General features: G+C 64.0%; 15 protein-coding genes. 10 read left to right on the forward strand and 5 right to left on the reverse strand.

What is annotated here, in order from left to right:
* Window positions 1–10 precede the first annotated feature (10 nt).
* The 4 genes from AC0YKC_RS05015 to AC0YKC_RS05030 all read left to right on the forward strand — a co-directional run bounded on the left by AC0YKC_RS05015 (window position 11) and on the right by AC0YKC_RS05030 (window position 4,514).
* Window positions 11–1,090: a toxic anion resistance protein gene (locus AC0YKC_RS05015; RefSeq protein WP_488510347.1), complete on the forward strand. Its 1,080-nt coding sequence runs from the start codon at window positions 11–13 to the stop codon at window positions 1,088–1,090.
* A gap of 120 nt (window positions 1,091–1,210) precedes the next feature.
* Window positions 1,211–2,782, forward strand: coding sequence for a substrate-binding domain-containing protein (locus tag AC0YKC_RS05020; protein ID WP_488510348.1), 1,572 nt, complete (start codon window positions 1,211–1,213; stop codon window positions 2,780–2,782).
* A gap of 8 nt (window positions 2,783–2,790) precedes the next feature.
* Window positions 2,791–3,408: a 5-bromo-4-chloroindolyl phosphate hydrolysis family protein gene (locus AC0YKC_RS05025; protein WP_488510349.1), complete on the forward strand. Its 618-nt coding sequence runs from the start codon at window positions 2,791–2,793 to the stop codon at window positions 3,406–3,408.
* Window positions 3,408–4,514: a type 2 periplasmic-binding domain-containing protein gene (locus tag AC0YKC_RS05030; RefSeq protein WP_320297306.1), complete on the forward strand. Its 1,107-nt coding sequence runs from the start codon at window positions 3,408–3,410 to the stop codon at window positions 4,512–4,514. The genes AC0YKC_RS05025 and AC0YKC_RS05030 overlap by 1 nt, the downstream gene beginning before the upstream one ends.
* 92 nt (window positions 4,515–4,606) lie before the next feature.
* Here AC0YKC_RS05030 and sthA read toward each other — a convergent pair whose 3' ends face one another.
* Complete coding sequence (gene sthA, locus AC0YKC_RS05035) at window positions 4,607–5,995, reverse strand: Si-specific NAD(P)(+) transhydrogenase (RefSeq protein WP_488510350.1); 1,389 nt, start codon at window positions 5,993–5,995, stop codon at window positions 4,607–4,609.
* Window positions 5,996–6,188: 193 nt separating this feature from the next.
* Here sthA and AC0YKC_RS05040 point away from each other — a divergent pair, with 193 nt between their 5' ends.
* The 4 genes from AC0YKC_RS05040 to AC0YKC_RS05055 all read left to right on the forward strand — a co-directional run bounded on the left by AC0YKC_RS05040 (window position 6,189) and on the right by AC0YKC_RS05055 (window position 9,383).
* Window positions 6,189–6,872: a methyltransferase family protein gene (locus AC0YKC_RS05040; protein ID WP_488510351.1), complete on the forward strand. Its 684-nt coding sequence runs from the start codon at window positions 6,189–6,191 to the stop codon at window positions 6,870–6,872.
* 106 nt (window positions 6,873–6,978) lie between these two features.
* Complete coding sequence (locus tag AC0YKC_RS05045) at window positions 6,979–7,449, forward strand: RDD family protein (RefSeq protein ID WP_073989170.1); 471 nt, start codon at window positions 6,979–6,981, stop codon at window positions 7,447–7,449.
* A 148-nt stretch (window positions 7,450–7,597) separates the two neighbouring features.
* Complete coding sequence (locus AC0YKC_RS05050) at window positions 7,598–8,362, forward strand: arginyltransferase (protein WP_434722472.1); 765 nt, start codon at window positions 7,598–7,600, stop codon at window positions 8,360–8,362.
* A gap of 124 nt (window positions 8,363–8,486) precedes the next feature.
* Complete coding sequence (locus AC0YKC_RS05055; RefSeq protein ID WP_320297311.1) at window positions 8,487–9,383, forward strand: DMT family transporter; 897 nt, start codon at window positions 8,487–8,489, stop codon at window positions 9,381–9,383.
* On the opposite strand, the gene AC0YKC_RS05060 is transcribed toward AC0YKC_RS05055, so the two are convergent.
* Together AC0YKC_RS05060 and parC are read right to left on the reverse strand one after the other, a co-directional pair.
* Window positions 9,371–10,570: an AI-2E family transporter gene (locus AC0YKC_RS05060; RefSeq protein WP_488510352.1), complete on the reverse strand. Its 1,200-nt coding sequence runs from the start codon at window positions 10,568–10,570 to the stop codon at window positions 9,371–9,373. The two genes, AC0YKC_RS05055 and AC0YKC_RS05060, sit on opposite strands and share 13 nt — an antisense overlap.
* A gap of 231 nt (window positions 10,571–10,801) precedes the next feature.
* Window positions 10,802–13,057 carry a DNA topoisomerase IV subunit A gene (parC, locus tag AC0YKC_RS05065; RefSeq protein WP_434722470.1) on the reverse strand — a complete coding sequence of 752 codons (2,256 nt, stop codon included), beginning with the start codon at window positions 13,055–13,057 and terminating at the stop codon, window positions 10,802–10,804.
* Window positions 13,058–13,078: 21 nt separating this feature from the next.
* On the opposite strand from parC, the gene AC0YKC_RS05070 reads away from it, so the two are divergent.
* Both AC0YKC_RS05070 and AC0YKC_RS05075 read left to right on the forward strand, forming a co-directional pair.
* Entirely contained in the window at window positions 13,079–13,213 is a 135-nt protein-coding gene (locus AC0YKC_RS05070; protein ID WP_488510353.1) for a hypothetical protein, read from the forward strand.
* Window positions 13,214–13,473: 260 nt separating this feature from the next.
* Entirely contained in the window at window positions 13,474–14,664 is a 1,191-nt protein-coding gene (locus AC0YKC_RS05075) for a hypothetical protein (RefSeq protein ID WP_488510354.1), read from the forward strand.
* Window positions 14,665–14,761: 97 nt separating this feature from the next.
* Here the strand turns inward: AC0YKC_RS05075 and aspS are convergent, their stop codons facing one another.
* Window positions 14,762–16,558 (reverse strand): aspartate--tRNA ligase, encoded by a 1,797-nt coding sequence (aspS, locus tag AC0YKC_RS05080; RefSeq protein WP_488510355.1) that lies wholly within the window; start codon window positions 16,556–16,558, stop codon window positions 14,762–14,764.
* A 114-nt stretch (window positions 16,559–16,672) separates the two neighbouring features.
* Window positions 16,673–17,431 carry a DeoR/GlpR family DNA-binding transcription regulator gene (locus AC0YKC_RS05085; protein WP_488510356.1) on the reverse strand — a complete coding sequence of 253 codons (759 nt, stop codon included), beginning with the start codon at window positions 17,429–17,431 and terminating at the stop codon, window positions 16,673–16,675.
* Between the last annotated feature and the right edge of the window lie 105 nt (window positions 17,432–17,536).

Below are 17,536 nucleotides of genomic sequence, written 5' to 3' on the forward strand. Positions count from 1 at the left end.
GGAGGTCTCAATGGCCGACGAGAACAGCATCACTTTGCTCGACGACACTTCAAAATTGCCCGTCATCGCCGCCAGTCCGGGCGAGGTCGCCAGGATTGAAGGCGGCATCGATATGCGCGACCGCGCGGCGATTTCGGTCTTCGGCGACCGCGCCCAGCAAGCGGTCAGCGACTATGCCGACAAGATCCTGTCGCAGATCCGCAACCGCGATCTCGGCGATACCGGCACATTGCTGACCGACATCATCATGAAGGCCAAGAACCTCGATCCGGCTTCGCTGAAGGAAGAAGGGTTCTTGGGCAACCTGTTCTCCTCGTTCAAGGCCAGGCTCGAACGCTTCAAGGAGAAATACGAGGACGTCGCCGGGCAGATCGACCGCATCGGCCTGGAGCTCGACCGCCACAAGGACACGCTGCGCCGCGACATCGCCGTGCTCGACGACCTGCACGAGCAGACCAAGGAGTCCATCCTCAACCTCGACGCCTATGTGCAGGCCGGCAAGAAATTCGTCGACGACTACCGCGCCAACGAACTGCCGAAGCTGAAGGCCGCGGCAGACGCCAAGGCGAGCGATTCCGCCGGAGCGCTAGAGGCACAGACCTACCAGGACGCCGTGCAGGCGCTCGACCGGCTGGAGAAGCGCATCTTCTACCTGGTGCAGGCGCGCCAGCTCGGCATCCAGCAATTGCCGCAGATCCGCATCGTGCAGTCCGGCGACGAGACGCTGATTGAGAACCTGCAGGCGACCTCGGCGCTGACCGTGCCGGCGTGGAAGCAGAAGATGGTCATCCTGCTTGGGCTGACCAACCAGAAATCGGCGCTGGAGCTGCAAAAGACGGTGACCGACGCCACCAACGAGATGATCCGCCAGACATCGAAGATGATGAAGGATCAGGCCATCTCCATCGAGGAGCAGGCGCAGCGCGGCATCGTCGATGTCGAGACGCTGGCGCAGGCCAACCGCGATCTGATCGACACCGTGCAGGGCGTGCTCAAGGTCCAGGAGCAAGGCCGGCAGAAGCGGGCCGATGCCGAAAAGCAGATGGACCAGATGACCGCCGACCTCAAGAAAGCGCTCACTGGAGCATGATGCCGAAAAGTGTGAAGCGGTTTTCGGACGACATCATGCTCCATCTCTTTGATTTGGAGCCGGATGATTTCAGGTCCACTCGACCTGAAATCATCCGGCTCAAGAGCTGACGGGGCCTCGATGCGAATGAAGCTTTCGTCCGTTCTTGCGCTGGCGGCCGCGCTGCTGTTGGCAGCCTGCAATTCCAGCAACGTCAAATTCTCGATCGTCTCCGGGTCCGAGAACACGGTGCTGGAACCGATCGTGCAGGAGTTCTGCGCCAAGCAGGGCGCGACCTGCACCATCACCTACCAGGGCTCGCTCGATATCGGTCTCGGGTTGCAGAAGGCCGGCGGGCTCGATCAGGACGCGGTGTGGCCGGCGTCGAGCGCCTGGGTCGACCTGTTCGATACCGGCCGCAAGGTGCGCAACCTCACCTCGATCGCGCAAATGCCGGTCATCCTCGGCGTGCGCAAATCCAAGGCCGCCGAACTCGGCTGGGTCGGCAAGGACGTGTACATGAAGGACATCCTTGCCGCGGTGAAGGATGGCAAGCTCAAATTCCTGATGACTTCGGCCACGCAGTCCAATTCCGGCGCCAGCGCCTATCTGGCGATGCTCTCCAGCGCGCTCGGCGGCAAGCAGGTGATCGAACCCGGCGACCTCGACAATGCCTCCGTGCACGACACGGTCGGTGCCCTGTTGCAGGGCGTCGAGCGCTCGTCCGGGTCCTCAGGCTGGCTGGCCGACCTCTATGTCGACAGCGCGCGCAAAGGCACGCTCTATGACGCGATGTGGAATTACGAGGCGACGCTGAAGGAGACCAACGACAAGCTGAAGCAGATGGGCGACGAGCCGCTCTATGCGGTCTATCCGGCCGACGGCGTCGCGGTCGGCGATTCCCCGCTCGGTTTCATCGACCATGGGCGCGGCGCCGATGTCGAAAAATTCTTCACCGACCTGCTCGCCTATCTGCAGTCGGATGCAGTACGCAAGCGCATCGCCGACACCGGCCGGCGACTGCCGCTTGGCGGCGCCGCGGTCCAGGCGACGGCCGAGCCCGACTGGAATTTCGATCCGGGCAAGCTGGTGACGTCGATCCGCATGCCGGAACCCGCGGTGATCCGTACGGCGCTGAATCTCTATCAGGAAGCCCTGCGCAAGCCGTCGCTGACGGCGCTCTGCTTCGACTTCTCCGGTTCGATGGAGAATGAAGGCGAGAAGCAGTTGCAGGAGGCCGCGCAGTTCCTGTTCACGCCGGAAAAGTCGAGCGAAGTGCTTGTGCAGTGGACGCCGTCCGACCACATCTTCGTGCTGCCGTTCGACAGCACGGTGCGCGACATTTTCGACGCGACCGGCGATCCGGCGGGCCAGAGCCAGTTGCTTGGCGACGTGGCGCAGCAGCGGGCTGGCGGCGGCACGGACATGTATGCTTGCGCCTCACAGGCGCTGCAGAAGATCCTGGCGACGCCCGACCTTTCTAAATATTTGCCGGCCATCGTCATCATGACGGACGGCCGCACCGACGGCAGCGCCGAACCGTTTTTGGCTGAGTGGCGGCAGGCGCCGTTACGGATCCCGGTGTTCGGCATCACCTTCGGCGATGCCGACAAGAGCCAGCTCGACAGTCTCGCCAAGGAGACCTCGGCGCGAGTCTTCGACGGGGGCGGCGACCTTGCCGGTGCCTTCCGCGCCGCGCGCGGCTACAATTAAGGCCAACCATGCGCGGCTTGTTCGGCAATGACTGGAACTGGATCGTGGCGGGGCTGGTATCGGCCGCGCTGCTGATCGGTCTCGGCACGCTCACCCGCTTCCCCTTCCTGGTCTCGGCGGTGATTTCGGTGCTGGTGTTTTTCGGACTGGTCTTCGTGCTGGCGCCGCGGCAGCTGTTCGAAGGGTTCGATCTGCGCTCCATCGGCGGCGGCCAGGTGGCGTTCGCGCGTGAGTTGCTGGCGCAGGCGCAGCCGGCGACCGACCGGTTGGCGGCGGCGGCCGGCTCGATCGCCGACAAGGACATGAAAGCCAAGGTGAAGGACCTGTCCGACATCGCCGCCGACGTCATCTCCAAGGTCGAGGCGAAGCCGGCAAGCGCTGCTTCCGTGCGGCGCTTCCTTACCTATTACGTGCCGCAGGCGGCGGAGATCGCGGAAGGCTATGCCACGCTCGCCGATCGTCGCGCGCCAAGCCAGCAGCGGCTTGCCTCGATCGGCTCGGTGATCACCAAGCTGCAGGACGCTTTCGTGCATTACGCCGACAGCCAGGCGGACTCCGAGCTTGGCACGCTCGACGTTGACCTGCGACTCATCCAGGAGTCGCTGAAAGAGGATATCGGTCGCTGATGGCCCTTTCTCGCCGCGCTTTCGGACTTGGACTGCTTGCCGCCGCCGCGGCCGGAACGGGCGGCTATCTGACGCTGAAGGACCGGCCTGAATTCCGCGGCTATCTCGGCAACCGGGCGCATCTGTTCGGCTTCATCGGCGGCGAGAAGCAGGCGTTCCTCGCCGACCCCGATGTGGTGAGCGCGCTGGGCGGCTACGGGCTAGAGCTCGACGCCCGCGTCGCAGGCTCGGTCGAGATGGTGCGCGAGCCGGCTCTCCTGACACAGAAGCCGCAGTTCCTTTGGCCGTCCTCCTCGATCATGGTCGACCTTGCGCGCAAGAGCGGCGTTTCCATCCGCAACGACCAGGTCGTGCTCAATTCGCCGATCGTCGTCTACACCTGGGGCCCGGTGGTCGAGGGGCTGAAGAAGAGCGGCCTGGTCACGGTCGCCGCCAAGGGCGGCTACAACCAGCTCGACCTGAAGGCGCTGCTCGATGCCATCCTTGCCGGCAAGAACTGGTCGGATCTCGGCATTTCCGAACTCTATGGCCGCGCCCGTATCGTCTCCACCGATCCCAACCGCTCCAACTCCGGCTTCATGTTCGCGGGCCTGGTGCTCAGCCTGATGAGCGGCGACGTGGCGACGCAGGAGTTGCTGGTGCAGCATGGCGAGCAGGCGAAGTCGATCTTCCGCAGCATGGGCCTCAAATCGTCGTCATCCGGCAAGCTGTTCGACCAATACATCGCCGGAGGCCTGGGCGCCGAACCGATGGCAGTGGGTTACGAAAACCAGCTCGTGGAATGGGCGCTCGCCGATCCGGCGCGCTGGCAGCGCGTGCAGGCCGGCGCCGGCGCCAAGCCGGAAATCCTCTACCCGCGTCCCACCGTCTATTCGGCGCATCCGCTGATCGTCATCGATCCGGCGGTCGACCAGTTGCTCGAGGCGCTGACCAGCCCGAAACTGCAGCAACTCGCCTGGTCAAAACATGGATTCCGCGGGCCGCTCGGCACCGTGGCGGGCGACGCCGACGCCGTTGCCGGCGTGCGGCCGGCAGAGATCGAGGCGGTACTGCCGATGCCGTCGGCCGACGTCATGCTGTCGCTGCTGTCGCAGTTGGAAGTCTAGTCGACCCAGAGTATTTACTTTTGCGCAATTCCGGACGGAAGGCTACGGCGAAGTCGCCGAGCCCAACCGCTCGCACTTTTCCTGGAATTGCTCTAGCCCTGTCCCATCCGGTTCCAGGCGTCCAAACCCGCAATCTTGTAGGCTTCCGCCAGCGTCGGGTAGTTGAAAGTGTTGTTGACGAAGAAGTCGACCGTGCCGCCGAGGTTGATCACCGCCTGGCCGATATGGATGAGCTCGGTGGCGCCCTCGCCGACGATATGGGCGCCGAGCAGGCGGCGCGTCTCGACAGAGAACAGAAGCTTCAGGAAGCCGCTTGAGACGCCCATGATGTGGCCGCGCGAGGTTTCGCGGAACCGTGCCAGGCCGACCTCATAGGCGGCACCGCTGTCGCGCACCTGCTCTTCCGACAAGCCGACCGTCGAGATTTCCGGCACGGCGTAGATGCCGTAGGGAAAGCTCTCCGGCGGCGGCGGCAGGTGGACGCCGAAGGCGTGACAGGCCGCCACCCGGCCCTGCTCCATCGAGGTCGAGGCGAGGCTCGGGAAGCCGATGACGTCGCCGGAAGCATAGATGTTCGGCACGCTGGTCTGGAAGGTGTCCGGATCGACCTTGATGCGGCCCCGGGCGTCGGCCTCGATCCCGACGGTGTCGAGGCCGAGGCTGGCGACGTTGCCGGTGCGGCCGGCGGCGTAGAGCACCATCTCAGAGCGGATGGTGCGGCCGTCGGCCAGCGTCACTTCGGCATGGTCGGGCTTCGAGGCGATCTCCTTCACCGCACTGCCGAGGCGGATGGTCATGCCGCGGTCGCGCATCTGGTGGATGAAGTCGTCGACGATCTCGCGGTCGATGAAGTCGAGGATGGTGTTGCGCGGCTCGACCAACGTCACCGGCACGTCGAGCGCGGAAAAGATGGTGGCGTATTCGACGCCGATGACGCCGGCGCCGATCACCGTCAGCGTGCGCGGCAGATGGTGGAGCTCCAGCATCTCGTCGCTATCGAAGACGCGCTGTTTGTCGAAGGGCACGTCGGCCGGACGGTGCGGCCTGGTGCCGACGGCGATAAGCGCGTTGGCGAAGCCAACCTCGCTGTAGTCGCCATTGTCGGCGGTCAGGCTGACCTTGTTCGGCGTGAGGAATTTCACCGCGGCGCGCGCGCTTCTCACCGTGTTGCGCATGAACTGGTGCTGCAGCACCTCCACCTCATGGTCGAGCGTCTTGTGCAGCCGGTCGACCAGATCGCTGATCGAAATGTCCTGCTTGACCCGGTAGCCGCGTCCGTAGAAGCCGCGTTCGCGCCAGCCCGAGAGGTTGAGCACCGTCTCGCGCAGCGTCTTCGACGGGATGGTGCCGGTGTGCACCGAGACGCCGCCCAGGCGCCGGCCCCTGTCGACCACCAGCACCGACCTGCCGAGCTTTGCCGATTGCACCGCGGCCCGGCGCCCCGAAGGGCCGCTGCCGATGACCAGCATGTCGTAGTCCATGTCCCTGTCCCCTTTGTGCGCCGCAGCAAGCTAGACCGGGAAGAATGTCATGTTCAACTGCCAACACATCATCCGGTATTCGTGCGTAACGACGCAAATCCTCCAGATGCAACCAAAAGCGTGCGAAACCTTAACCGGACGGCAAGGCTTGCGTGCAATGGTCCCTCGCGAGGGGACCACCGGGGTAACAGAGTTGGCGATTTCCAAGAGCGATATGCTGCCTGGCGCGGAGAACGGTTTTTGGTCCGGCCTGCAGAGCAGCGCGGTTCTCACCGACCTGCGCGAGGGGCTGTTTCGTTTCATCGCGCTCGCGGTAGCAGCAGTCTTCATCTATCGCGGCGTGAACAACCTCGTCATCGACAGCGGCCGGCTCAACGTCCTGATGCTGCTGATTTCCGAGACGCTCACCTTTGTCTGGCTGCTCTTGGCGCGCCGGCCGCTTGTGCGCGACTGGAGCCCGCTCACCGTCTTCATCTCGCTGACCGCCGGCTTTGGCTCCGGTCTGGTTTCGCTGGAACAAGGCATCGCGATCGTCCCGCTTTACATTGCGGCGCCGCTGCAGTTCCTGGCGCTTTGGGTGGTTATCTGGGGCAAGATGTCGCTCGGCCGTTCTTTCGCCATCCTGCCTGCCAATCGCGGCGTCGTCACCAGCGGCGCCTACCGGTTCGTGCGGCACCCGATCTATGCCGGCTACCTGGCCGGGCACATCTTGTTCCTGCTTTCGAGCTTCTCCATCTACAATTTCACGGTCTACGCGATCATCACCCTGTTCCAGATCCATCGCATCCTGCGCGAGGAGCGCATCCTGGCGATGACCGATGAGTATCGCGACTATCTCTCGCGGGTCCGCTACAGGCTCTGCCCCGGCATCTTCTGATATCGCGCCGGTCGCGGCGGGCATGTTCCTTGAATTCCGGGCCGCCCTCACCATCTGACAGTGGCGACAGGCATCCTCAAGCGGATGCCGCGATCGAGGAACGGACATGAACGCACGCGTGTTGGACGGCGAGATCATCACCACCAGGTTCGAGGACACCCGCGCCTATCGCGGCGTGCGCACGAGGCGCATCTTCGCCTTCCTGCTCGATTATTTTTTCGTCGCGCTGCTCACCATTCCCTTCGCCATCCTGGTCGCCATCCTCGGGCTTTTGACCTTCGGCCTCGGCTGGGCGCTGTTTTCGGTGTTGGTGCCGATGGTAGCCATTCTCTACATCTGGAACACGCTTGGAAGCCGCGACCAGGCGACGACCGGCATGAAGATCATGGGCATCCGCCTGGAGAAGCTCGACGGCAGCCGCATCGACGGCATGACGGCCGTCGTTCACTCGGTGCTGTTTTGGGCCGGCAATGTCATCCTGACGCCGCTGGTGCTTCTGGTCACGCTGTTCTCCGACCGCAAGCGCACGCTGCACGATCTGCTGCTCGGCACGGTGGTCACCCGCACCGATATCTGACGGTGTCCACGGCCGCGTCGATCAAACCGCCGCACCGCCTGCGCATAAATATGAACAGGTCGAGCCCGTCGCGTCAGCACAATCCTGTTGAATTTTTCGCCGACCGGGCCAAAGGTAGAGCGATTCGCAGGAGCGTTTCCAAGATTAGATGACGCAGCATCCGACCCAGTCGCCGCAGTTCTTCCTGACCGCGCCGTCACCGTGCCCCTATCTGGAGGGACAGTTCGAGCGCAAGGTGTTCACGCACCTTGTCGGCGACAAGGCGCCGGAGATGAACGACCTGCTCACGCAAGGCGGCTTCCGGCGCTCGCAGAACATCGCCTACCGCCCGGCCTGCGAATCGTGCCGCGCCTGTGTCTCGGTGCGCATCCTGGCGCAGGAATTCGACCCCAGCCGCAACATGCGCCGCGTCATCCAGCACAATGCCGATCTCGTCGGGGCCATGCATGACGCGCAGCCCTCGACCGAGCAATATTCGCTCTTCCGCAGCTATCTCGACGCCCGCCATCGCCGCGGCGGCATGTCCGACATGACCGTGCTCGACTATGCGATGATGGTGGAAGACACGCATGTCGACACCAAGATCATCGAATACCGGCGTCGTGGCCCCGACACGTTCATCACCGGCAAGGGCCATGGCGAGCTGATCGCCGTCGCGCTCACCGACAAGATGGCCGACGGCTTGTCGATGGTCTATTCCTACTTCAATCCCGACTTCGAGGACCGCTCGCTCGGCACTTTCATGATCCTCGACCACATCGCCCGCGCCAAGGCGATGGGCCTGCCCCACGTCTATCTCGGCTACTGGGTCAACGGCTCGCGCAAGATGAATTATAAGATGCGCTTCATGCCGCAGGAGCATCTCGGCCCGAAAGGCTGGGAACGCTTCGACCACGAAGCGGTCAGTCGCTAAAACAGTTTTCCCGAACCCGCCCTTATAGTGTTTCAAGGGAGAAGACGCCGGTCCTGCGCGCCCTCGCGCGAGACGTGCGCAATCGCGCCGGCCCTTGCTCTCGCTTTGTTTCGAGAACGATCACATGTCTTCCCACACCGATCATCAGAAAGGCCTTCTCGTCACCGCCATCGGCGGGCTGGTGCTGAGCATCGATATTCCGCTGATCCGGCTCGCGAATGGCGAGGCCTGGACCATCCTTTTGCTGCGCACCAGTTGCACCTTGGCGGCGGCGCTGATCATGTGGGCCGTCTGGCGCTCGTACAGCAAGAATGCGCCGCAGCTCATACCGGGCTGGTCGGGACTGATCGTGGCCGTGATCTACGGGCTCGGCGCGGTTGCCTTCATGACAGCCGTCTACCATACATCGACGGCCGATCTCGTCTTCATCCTGGCCTTCAACACCGTCTTCGCGGCGCTGCTGTCCTGGCTGTTCCTGAAAGAGCGGCCGCGGCCGCTGACCCTCGCCGCGATGGCGCTGATGATCGTCGGCGTCGCCATCATCGTTGGCGATTCCGTCGGCACCGGATATCTGTTCGGTGACCTGATGGCTTTGTGCTCCGCCTTCCTGATTGCCTGCGCCATCACCATCTCGCGCGCCAGCGGCAAGGACATGGGCTTCACCGCGCTGATTGGCGTCATCCTGCCTTTCGGGGTGGCGGCGTTCATGGTTTCCAGGACCGGCTTCCAGGTAGCGGCGCCGTGGTGGATCATGCTGAATGGCGGCGTCGTCATGCCGATCGCATTCTTCTGCCTCGCCAACGGACCGAAATACATCTCGGGCGCGGAAGTGGCGATGTTCTATCTCCTGGAAACGATCCTGGCGCCGGTCTGGGTGTGGATGATCTTCGCCGAGACACCGTCACGCAACAGCCTGATCGGCGGCGGCATCATGATCGTAACGCTGGTCGCGCATTCGCTGTGGCAATTGCATGAGGGCCGCAAGCGCCGCGCGGACCTCGCGGTGCATCATCCGGCCTGAATCTTCCTCGGCTCCGCGGCCGCCTCGATCCGGGGCGGCGCGCCAGCCTCGTCGGCGACTGGCGGGATCTCGTCCATCAACTCAACCTCGCGCAGCCATTCGCGCCAGATGGCGACGAGCAGCGCCATCAATACCGGGCCGATGAACAGGCCGAGGAAGCCCATCGTCTTGACGCCGCCGATCAAGCCGAAAAAGGTCGGCAGGAACGGCAGCTTGATCGGGCCGCCGACGAGCTTGGGCCGCAAGGTCTTGTCGACGATGAAGAGCTCGACCGCGCCCCAGACGAACAGCGCCGCGCCGGCAAAAAGCTGGCCGCTGGCGGCAAGGTAGATCGACACCAGGGTGAAGGAGAGCGGCGCGCCGCCCGGTATCAGCGCCATGATGCCGGTGAGCGCGCCGAGCGTGACCGGCGACGGCACGCCGGCGAGCCAATAGGCTATGCCCAGCACCAGGCCCTCGCCGATGGCGATGATGGTCATGCCCGTCACGGTCGAGGAGATGGTTGCCGGCACGACGCGCGAGATACGCTCCCAGCGCGTCGGCAGAATGCGTTCGCCGAGGCGATCGACCTGGGCCGCGAAAGATTCGCCGTCGCGATAGGCGAAGAACAGCGCGATCATCATGAACAGAAGTGTCAGCAACAGGCCGAAGGCGCTGCCGCCGGCGGCCAGGGCACCGCGATAGATGGTGCCGATGTTGGAGCCGCTGATCAGCTGGATCAATTCGCCGATGCCGCCGGGATGGCCGAGATACGCCGTCCACTGCTCGTTCAGCCACTCGCCGACCACCGGCATGGTGGCGATCCATTGCGGCGTTACCGCGCCGTGCCGATTGGTCTCGATCGCCCAGGTAACCCACTCGCGCAGCTCGTTGATGGCATAGGTGCCGGCAAGCGCGATCGGCACCACCAGGAAGGTGAGGATGAAAAGGATCGCAAGCGTCGCGCCGGCGGTGCGGTTGCCGCCGACGACGACGAGCAGCCGGCGGTAGAGCGGCCAGCTGGCGAAGGCGATGACGAGGGCCGCCAGCACCGGAAACAGGAAGCCGTGGAAGAAATAGACGCCGGCGGCGACGATCAGGACCAGGAGCCAGCGCGCCGCCGACAGCGGCGGGATGACGGCCGCCCGCAGCGGCGTCGACAGGCCGAACAGGCGCTGCCCCGGCTTCTGGATCTCAGCCCGCTTCAACCCGGCGTTTCTCCCCTGCCCGAAGGTTCAATGGATGCTTATGCACCATCATAGTGCAGCAATCGTGACGATAGTCCAAATGATTGGCTGGGCGCTCTTCGGCGCGTAGCGCCGAGACGGATGAGGGGGTGCTCCAGCGGAGTGAGACGTCGGCGTTCCCTGGAACACTTCTCATCCGGCCTAGCTTCGCTCGTCCACCTTCTTCCACAAGGGAAGAAGGAAAAGGCCGTGCTACCCGAACTTACCCGTCCGCGGGAAACCCTTCGGCACCATGCGGCCGGCGGCGGCGCGCGCTCCGATCCATTCGGCCAGTTCCTCGCGCGACTTGACGAAAGTGCGATCCGCCGAATCCTGCCAGGAGAGCCCGGTCTCGAGTGTGAACGTCTTGAGGTCCAGCACGCCGCCGTCCTTGTACTTCTGCAGGCGCACGCCCTTGCCGCGCGCCATTTCCGGAATTTCGGCCAGCGGGAAGACCAGCATCTTGCGGTTCTCGCCGACGATGGCGAGATGGTCGCCCGAAACCGGGATGCAGCGCTTGGCCTCGTCCGGCGCCTTGACGTTCATCACCTGCTTGCCCTTGCGGGTGTTGGCGACGACCTCTTCCTCCGAAACGACGAAACCATTGGCATCGTAGGAGACGAGCAGCAGCTTGCGCTTGGGATCATGGACAAAGGCGGTGACGATGTCCTGGTCGTTCTCCATGTCGACGATGATGCGGATCGGCTCGCCATGGCCGCGCCCGCCCGGCAGCCGGTCGGCGCCGATGGTGTAGAACTTGCCGCCCGTGGTGAAGACCAGGATCTTGTCCGTGGTCTGGGCGTGGAAGGCAAGCTTCAGGCCGTCGCCTTCCTTGAAAGTGAGCTGTGAATGGTCGGTCAGGTGACCCTTCATGGCGCGCAGCCAGCCCTTTTCCGACACCACCACGGTGACCGGCTCGCGCTCGATCATGGCATGCGCGATGTCGGTCAGGTCATGCTCGGGCGCGTCGGCGAACTGGGTGCGGCGCTTGCCGAGCTCGGTCTCCGGACCGAACGTGTCGCGGACCTTGCCGACCTCCCACTTGATCGTCGACCATTGCTTGGCGTCGGACGCCAGCAGGGCCTCGATCTGCTTCTTCTCGGCAGTGAGGCCGTCGAACTCCTTGCGGATCTCGATCTCCTCGAGCTTGCGCAAAGCGCGCAGGCGCATGTTGAGGATGGCTTCGGCCTGGTTGTCGGTGAGCGACCAGCGGGCCATCATCACCTGCTTGGGCTCATCCTCCTCGCGGATGATCCTGATGACCTCGTCGATGTTGAGATAGGCGATCAGGTAGCCGGCAAGGATTTCCAGCCGCTTCTCGATCTCGCCCAGCCGATATTTCGAGCGGCGGATCAGAACCTCGCGGCGGTGGTCGAGCCACTCCTTTAGCACGCCCTTCAGCGACAGGACGTTCGGCACCTTGCCGCGCGACAGCACGTTCATGTTGAGCGGAAAACGGCTTTCGAGCTCGGTGAGCTTGAACAGCGATTCCATCAGGATGCCGGGATCGACGGTGCGGCTCTTCGGCACCAGCACGACGCGGATGTCCTCGGCGCTCTCGTCACGGATGTCTTCGAGCAGCGGCAGCTTGCGCGCCATCAACAGCTCGGCGATCTTCTCGATCAGCCTGGCCTTCTGCACGCCGTAAGGGATTTCGGTGACGACGATGCTCCAGGTGCCCCTGCCCTGGTCCTCCTGGCCCCATTTCGAGCGCACGCGGAAACCGCCCCGGCCCGTCTCATAGGCTTCGAGGATCGAGGCTCGGCTGTCGACGATGATGCCGCCGGTCGGGAAATCCGGTCCCTGGACGAAATCCATCAGCTTCGCCACCGGCGCTTCCGGATGCTCGATCAGATGAAGCGCAGCATCGCAAAGCTCGGCCGCGTTGTGCGGCGGGATCGAGGTCGCCATGCCGACGGCAATGCCGGAGGAACCGTTGGCGAGCAGGTTCGGGAAGGCGCCCGGCAGGACGGACGGCTCCTCGTCCTCTTCGTTGTAGGTCGGCCGGAAATCGACCGCGTCCTCGGTGATGCCGGCAAGCAGCTCGCTCGCCACCTCGGTCATGCGCGCTTCGGTGTAGCGCATGGCGGCGGCGTTATCGCCGTCGATGTTGCCGAAATTGCCCTGCCCGTCGACCAGCGGGTAGCGCATCGAGAAGTCCTGCGCGAGACGCACCAGGGCGTCGTAGATCGACTGGTCGCCATGCGGATGGAACTTGCCCATCACGTCGCCGACGATGCGGGCGCATTTGGCAAAACCCTGATCGGGGTTGAGCCTGAGCAGCCGCATGGCATGCATGATGCGGCGATGGACCGGCTTCAGCCCGTCGCGCACATCCGGCAGGGCCCGGTGCATGATGGTCGACAGCGCGTAAGCGAGGTAGCGCCGCTCGAGCGCTTCCTTCAGATCGACCGGTTCGATTTTGTCGCCGCCGCCATTGTCATCAGGCGGCAAAAGCCTCTTTCCCATGGATTTGGACTAGCCGAGCGGGTGATTCGCGGCAAGCGCCGCGTGAACATCGGCGCATTCGTCGCGGCCGTGGACATGCAGCCGGCGGGTGTGAAGGATTTCACGGAAGCGGCAAGGCGACGGCGGCAATTTGCCACCGATCTGCAACAGGCTTAGTCGGCAACATGACGCCGGCCAACATCAATCCGTTACATGCGGCCGCTATCTGGCAATGCAACGCGCTGGCGCAAGGGGCCGCGGCCTTCATGATAAATTCACCGCATCGGGAATGGCTGCCGGCCGGCGTTTGCCTTTCATCGCCATTTTCGACAAATGTGCGGGGAAATGCCTTTTTCCCGTCCCGTTCGTCACGGAATGGTGATGGAGCAGCTTTCAAAACAATCTCATCATAGCCAAATCAGGACAGGGAACTCGCCATGACAATCCAACGCTCAACGCTCAAGAAACTGGCCTTTTCGACCTTTCTGCTGACGCTGCCGCTCAACACGGCCTTCGCCGCCGATCCGGCGGTGGCCGAGCGCATCAAGGCAGCTCTCGGCGCCCAGGGCGTCGACATTTCGTGGACCGGTGTCTCCGGCGACGATTCGAATGCCGTGCTGCAGGGTGTTTCGATCAAGCCGGCGGCCGAGAAGGAAGCGCTGCCGATCGGCGACGTAAAGCTGGAAGGGGTCACCAAAGCCGATGGCGGCTACGAGATCGCCACCGTCTCGACCTCGGCTTTCGAGCACAGCAAGGACGGCGTGACGCTCAACCTCAGCCCCGTGGTCATCCACGACATGAAGGTCCCGGCCGAAGGCAGCACCGATCCGCTCGGCTCGCTGATGATGTACAAGTCGGCGGAGCTCTCCAACATGACGGTCAAGGTCGGTGACAAGACGGCGTTCGCGATGGACGGGCTTGCCGTCCAGATCACCCCGCCAGCCGACGGCAAGGCGATGGACTTCACCGCCAACACCGAAAAATTCACCGCCGATCTGTCGCTGGTCGACGACCCGAAGTCGAAGGAAGCCATCGAGGCGCTCGGCTACCAGAACATCTCGGGCAACATCGACATGGCCGGCACCTGGCAGCCGAGCGACGGCAAGATGGAGCTGTCGAAATATGACATCTCGGTCGAGAATGCCGGCACGCTCGGCATGACCTTCAACCTCGGCGGCTATACGCTGGACTTCATCAAGTCGATGCAGGCCATGCAGAAGCAGCTCGCCGCCCAGCCGGAAGGCGCCGACAAATCCGCGCAAGGCATGGCCATGCTCGGCCTGATGCAGCAGCTTTCCTTCAACGGCGCCTCGGTGCGCTTCGAGGACGATTCGCTCACCGGCAAGGTGCTCGACTATGTCGGCAAGCAGCAGGGCATGTCGGCCAAGGACGTCGCCAACCAGGCCAAGGCGATCGTGCCGTTCGGCATGGCGCAGCTCAACAATCCCGAGCTGACGGCGGAAGTCTCGTCGGCGGTCAACACCTTCCTCGACGATCCGAAGAGCCTGGAAATCTCGGCCGAGCCGCCGTCGTCGGTGCCGTTCGCGCTGATCATGGCCGGCGCCATGTCCAACCCGCTCGACCTGCCGAAGACGCTGGGCGTCAAGGTCAAGGCGAACCAGGACTGATCGAGCGACACGCTTCAAGCAAAAAGCCCGGCAGCGATGCCGGGCTTTTCAATGGATGCTGTTTCTGCGAGCAGAAAGAAAGGCCTGGCTCTGAGCCCTAGCCTTCCTTCTTGGCCACGGCGACACGCAGCGACAGCTCGCGCAGCTGCTGCGGGGTCGCTTCCGAAGGCGCGTTCATCAGCAGGTCATAGGCCTGCTGGTTCATCGGGAACATGGTGATCTCGCGCAGGTTCTTTGCCCCGACGAGCAGCATGACGATGCGGTCGACGCCCGCCGCCATGCCGCCATGCGGCGGCGCGCCATACTGGAAGGCGCGGTAGAGGCCGCCAAAGCGCTCCTCCACCGTCGCGCGGTCCAGGCCGACCATCTCGAAAGCCTTGACCATGGTTTCCGGCAGATGGTTGCGGATGCCGCCCGACGCGATCTCGAAGCCGTTGCAGACCATGTCGTACTGGAAGGCCTTGATGCCGAGCGGCTCCTCGCCGTTGAGCGCGTCGATGCCGCCCTGCGGCATGGAGAACGGATTGTGGGCGAAGTCGATCTTCTTCTCGTCCTCGTTCCATTCGAAGAACGGGAAGTCGACGATCCAGCAAAGCTCGAACCGCTCGCGGTCGACGAGGTTCAGCTCCTCGCCGGCGCGGGTACGCGCCGCACCCGCGAAGGTGACGAACTTCTTCGGGTCACCGGCGACGAAGAAGGCGGCGTCGCCGTCGGCGAGGCCGAGCTGCTGGCGGATCGCCTCGGTGCGTTCCTCGCCGATGTTCTTGGCCAGCGGGCCGGCGCCTTCGAGTTTTTCGCCTTCCTTGCGCCAGAAAATGTAGCCGAGACCCGGCTGGCCTTCGCCCTGCGCCCAGGAATTCATGCGGTCGCAGAAGGCGCGGCTGCCGCCGGTCTTGGCCGGAATGGCCCAGACTTCGGCCTTTGCATCGTTGGCCAGGATGTTGGCGAACACCTTGAAGCCGGAATCGCGGAAATGATCCGAAACCGCCTGCATCTCGATCGGGTTGCGCAGGTCCGGCTTGTCGGAGCCGTATTTGCGCATGGCCACGTCGTAGGGGATGCGCTGGAATTTCTGCGTCACCGGCTTGCCGTTGGCAAACGTCTCGAAGACGCCGCGCAGCACCGGCTCCATGGTGGAAAGCACGTCGTCCTGCTCGACGAAGCTCATCTCAAGGTCGAGCTGGTAGAATTCGCCGGGCAGCCGGTCGGCGCGCGGATCCTCGTCGCGGAAGCAGGGCGCGATCTGGAAATAGCGGTCGAAGCCGGAGACCATGATCAACTGCTTGTATTGCTGCGGCGCTTGCGGCAGCGCGTAGAAGGTGCCGGGATGGATACGCGACGGGACCAGGAAGTCGCGCGCGCCTTCCGGCGACGACGCGGTCAGGATCGGCGTCGAGAATTCGGTGAAGCCGACTTCGCCCATGCGCTTGCGCATCTCGGAGATGATCTTGGTGCGCGCCACGATGTTCTTGTGCAGCGTCTCGCGGCGCAGATCGAGGAAGCGATATTTCAGGCGGATGTCTTCCGGGTACTCCGGCTCGCCGAACACCGGCAGTGGCAGCTCCTTGGCCGCCGACAGCACTTCGATCTCGCGTGCGAAAATCTCGATCTCGCCGGTCGGCAGGTTGGCGTTGGTCGTCTCGGGCAGGCGCGCCTTGACCTCGCCGTCGACGCGGATCACCCATTCGCCGCGCAGTGTTTCGGCCACCTTGAAGGCGGGCGAATCCGGATCGGCGACGATCTGAGTCAGGCCATAGTGGTCGCGCAGGTCGATGAAGAGCAGGCCGCCGTGGTCGCGCACGCGATGCACCCAGCCCGACAGGCGAACGGAATTGCCGACGTCGCTCTTTCTCAACTGGGCACAGGTATGGCTGCGGTAACGATGCGTGGTCATGGGTAAAGTCCGGAAATTGCGGGCATCGGCCCGGCTCGAAAATTGGCGCGAAAAGCGCATGAGAGGCCGGCTTTGTCAAGGCAACCGGTCACACAGGCGCGCTAGCGCGGCCGTTCAGGCAAAGTGGACCTGCGCACCCCGGCTTTGGAACTCGGCGAGCGTGGCGGAGGGCGCGGTCTTTTCCACCACCAGATGGCGGATCGCATCCGCTCCCGCCACGCGATAGGGCGCGGCGGTGGCGAGCTTGTCGTTGGTGACGGCAATGACGATGCCGGCGCTGTTTTTCGCCATGGCGCGCTTCACCTCGGCTTCGGCCGAATCGAAGGCGGTGACGCCGCGCGCGACATCCAGCCCGCAGGAGCCCAGAAAGAACAGATCGGCGCCGAGCTGCGCCACGGCGGCGAGCGTGTCGGCCCCGACGCAGGAGCCGAGATCGGGCACATAGCGGCCGCCGAGCACGATCAGCTCGACCAGGGGAAGGTCCGTCAGAGCCGAGGCCACACCCAGCGAATTGGTGGCGACGGTGAGTTCCATGTCGCGCGGCATCGCCCTGGCGATCGCCTCGTTGGTCGTGCCGCCGTCGATGAACAGCGACTGCCCCGCGCTCAGCAGCCCAACCGCCGCCCTGGCGAGCCGCGTTTTCTCCTCGACCGCATGACGGCTGCGCTGGCCGAGCGTCGCGGCGGCAAAGGGCGCCGACGCGACCGCGCCGCCATAGACGCGGCGCAACTGCCCGGCCTTCGCCAATTCCCGGAGATCGCGGCGCACCGTGTCTTCCGACACGCCGAAACGGCTGGCGAGTTCACCGGCCAGCACCTTTCCGTCGGCCGCAAGCTGGTCGCGAATGAGTTGGTGGCGTTCCTCGGTGAGCATGCACGATCCTATTTATTTGTGCACATTGTTGCATGTTTTGCCTGTTCATGCAAGAAGCAGAGTCGTTGGTGGCCCGACGAGGCCCGACAGAATCTCCTTGTTGGA

This window comes from Mesorhizobium sp. CNPSo 4661 (assembly GCF_057784215.1).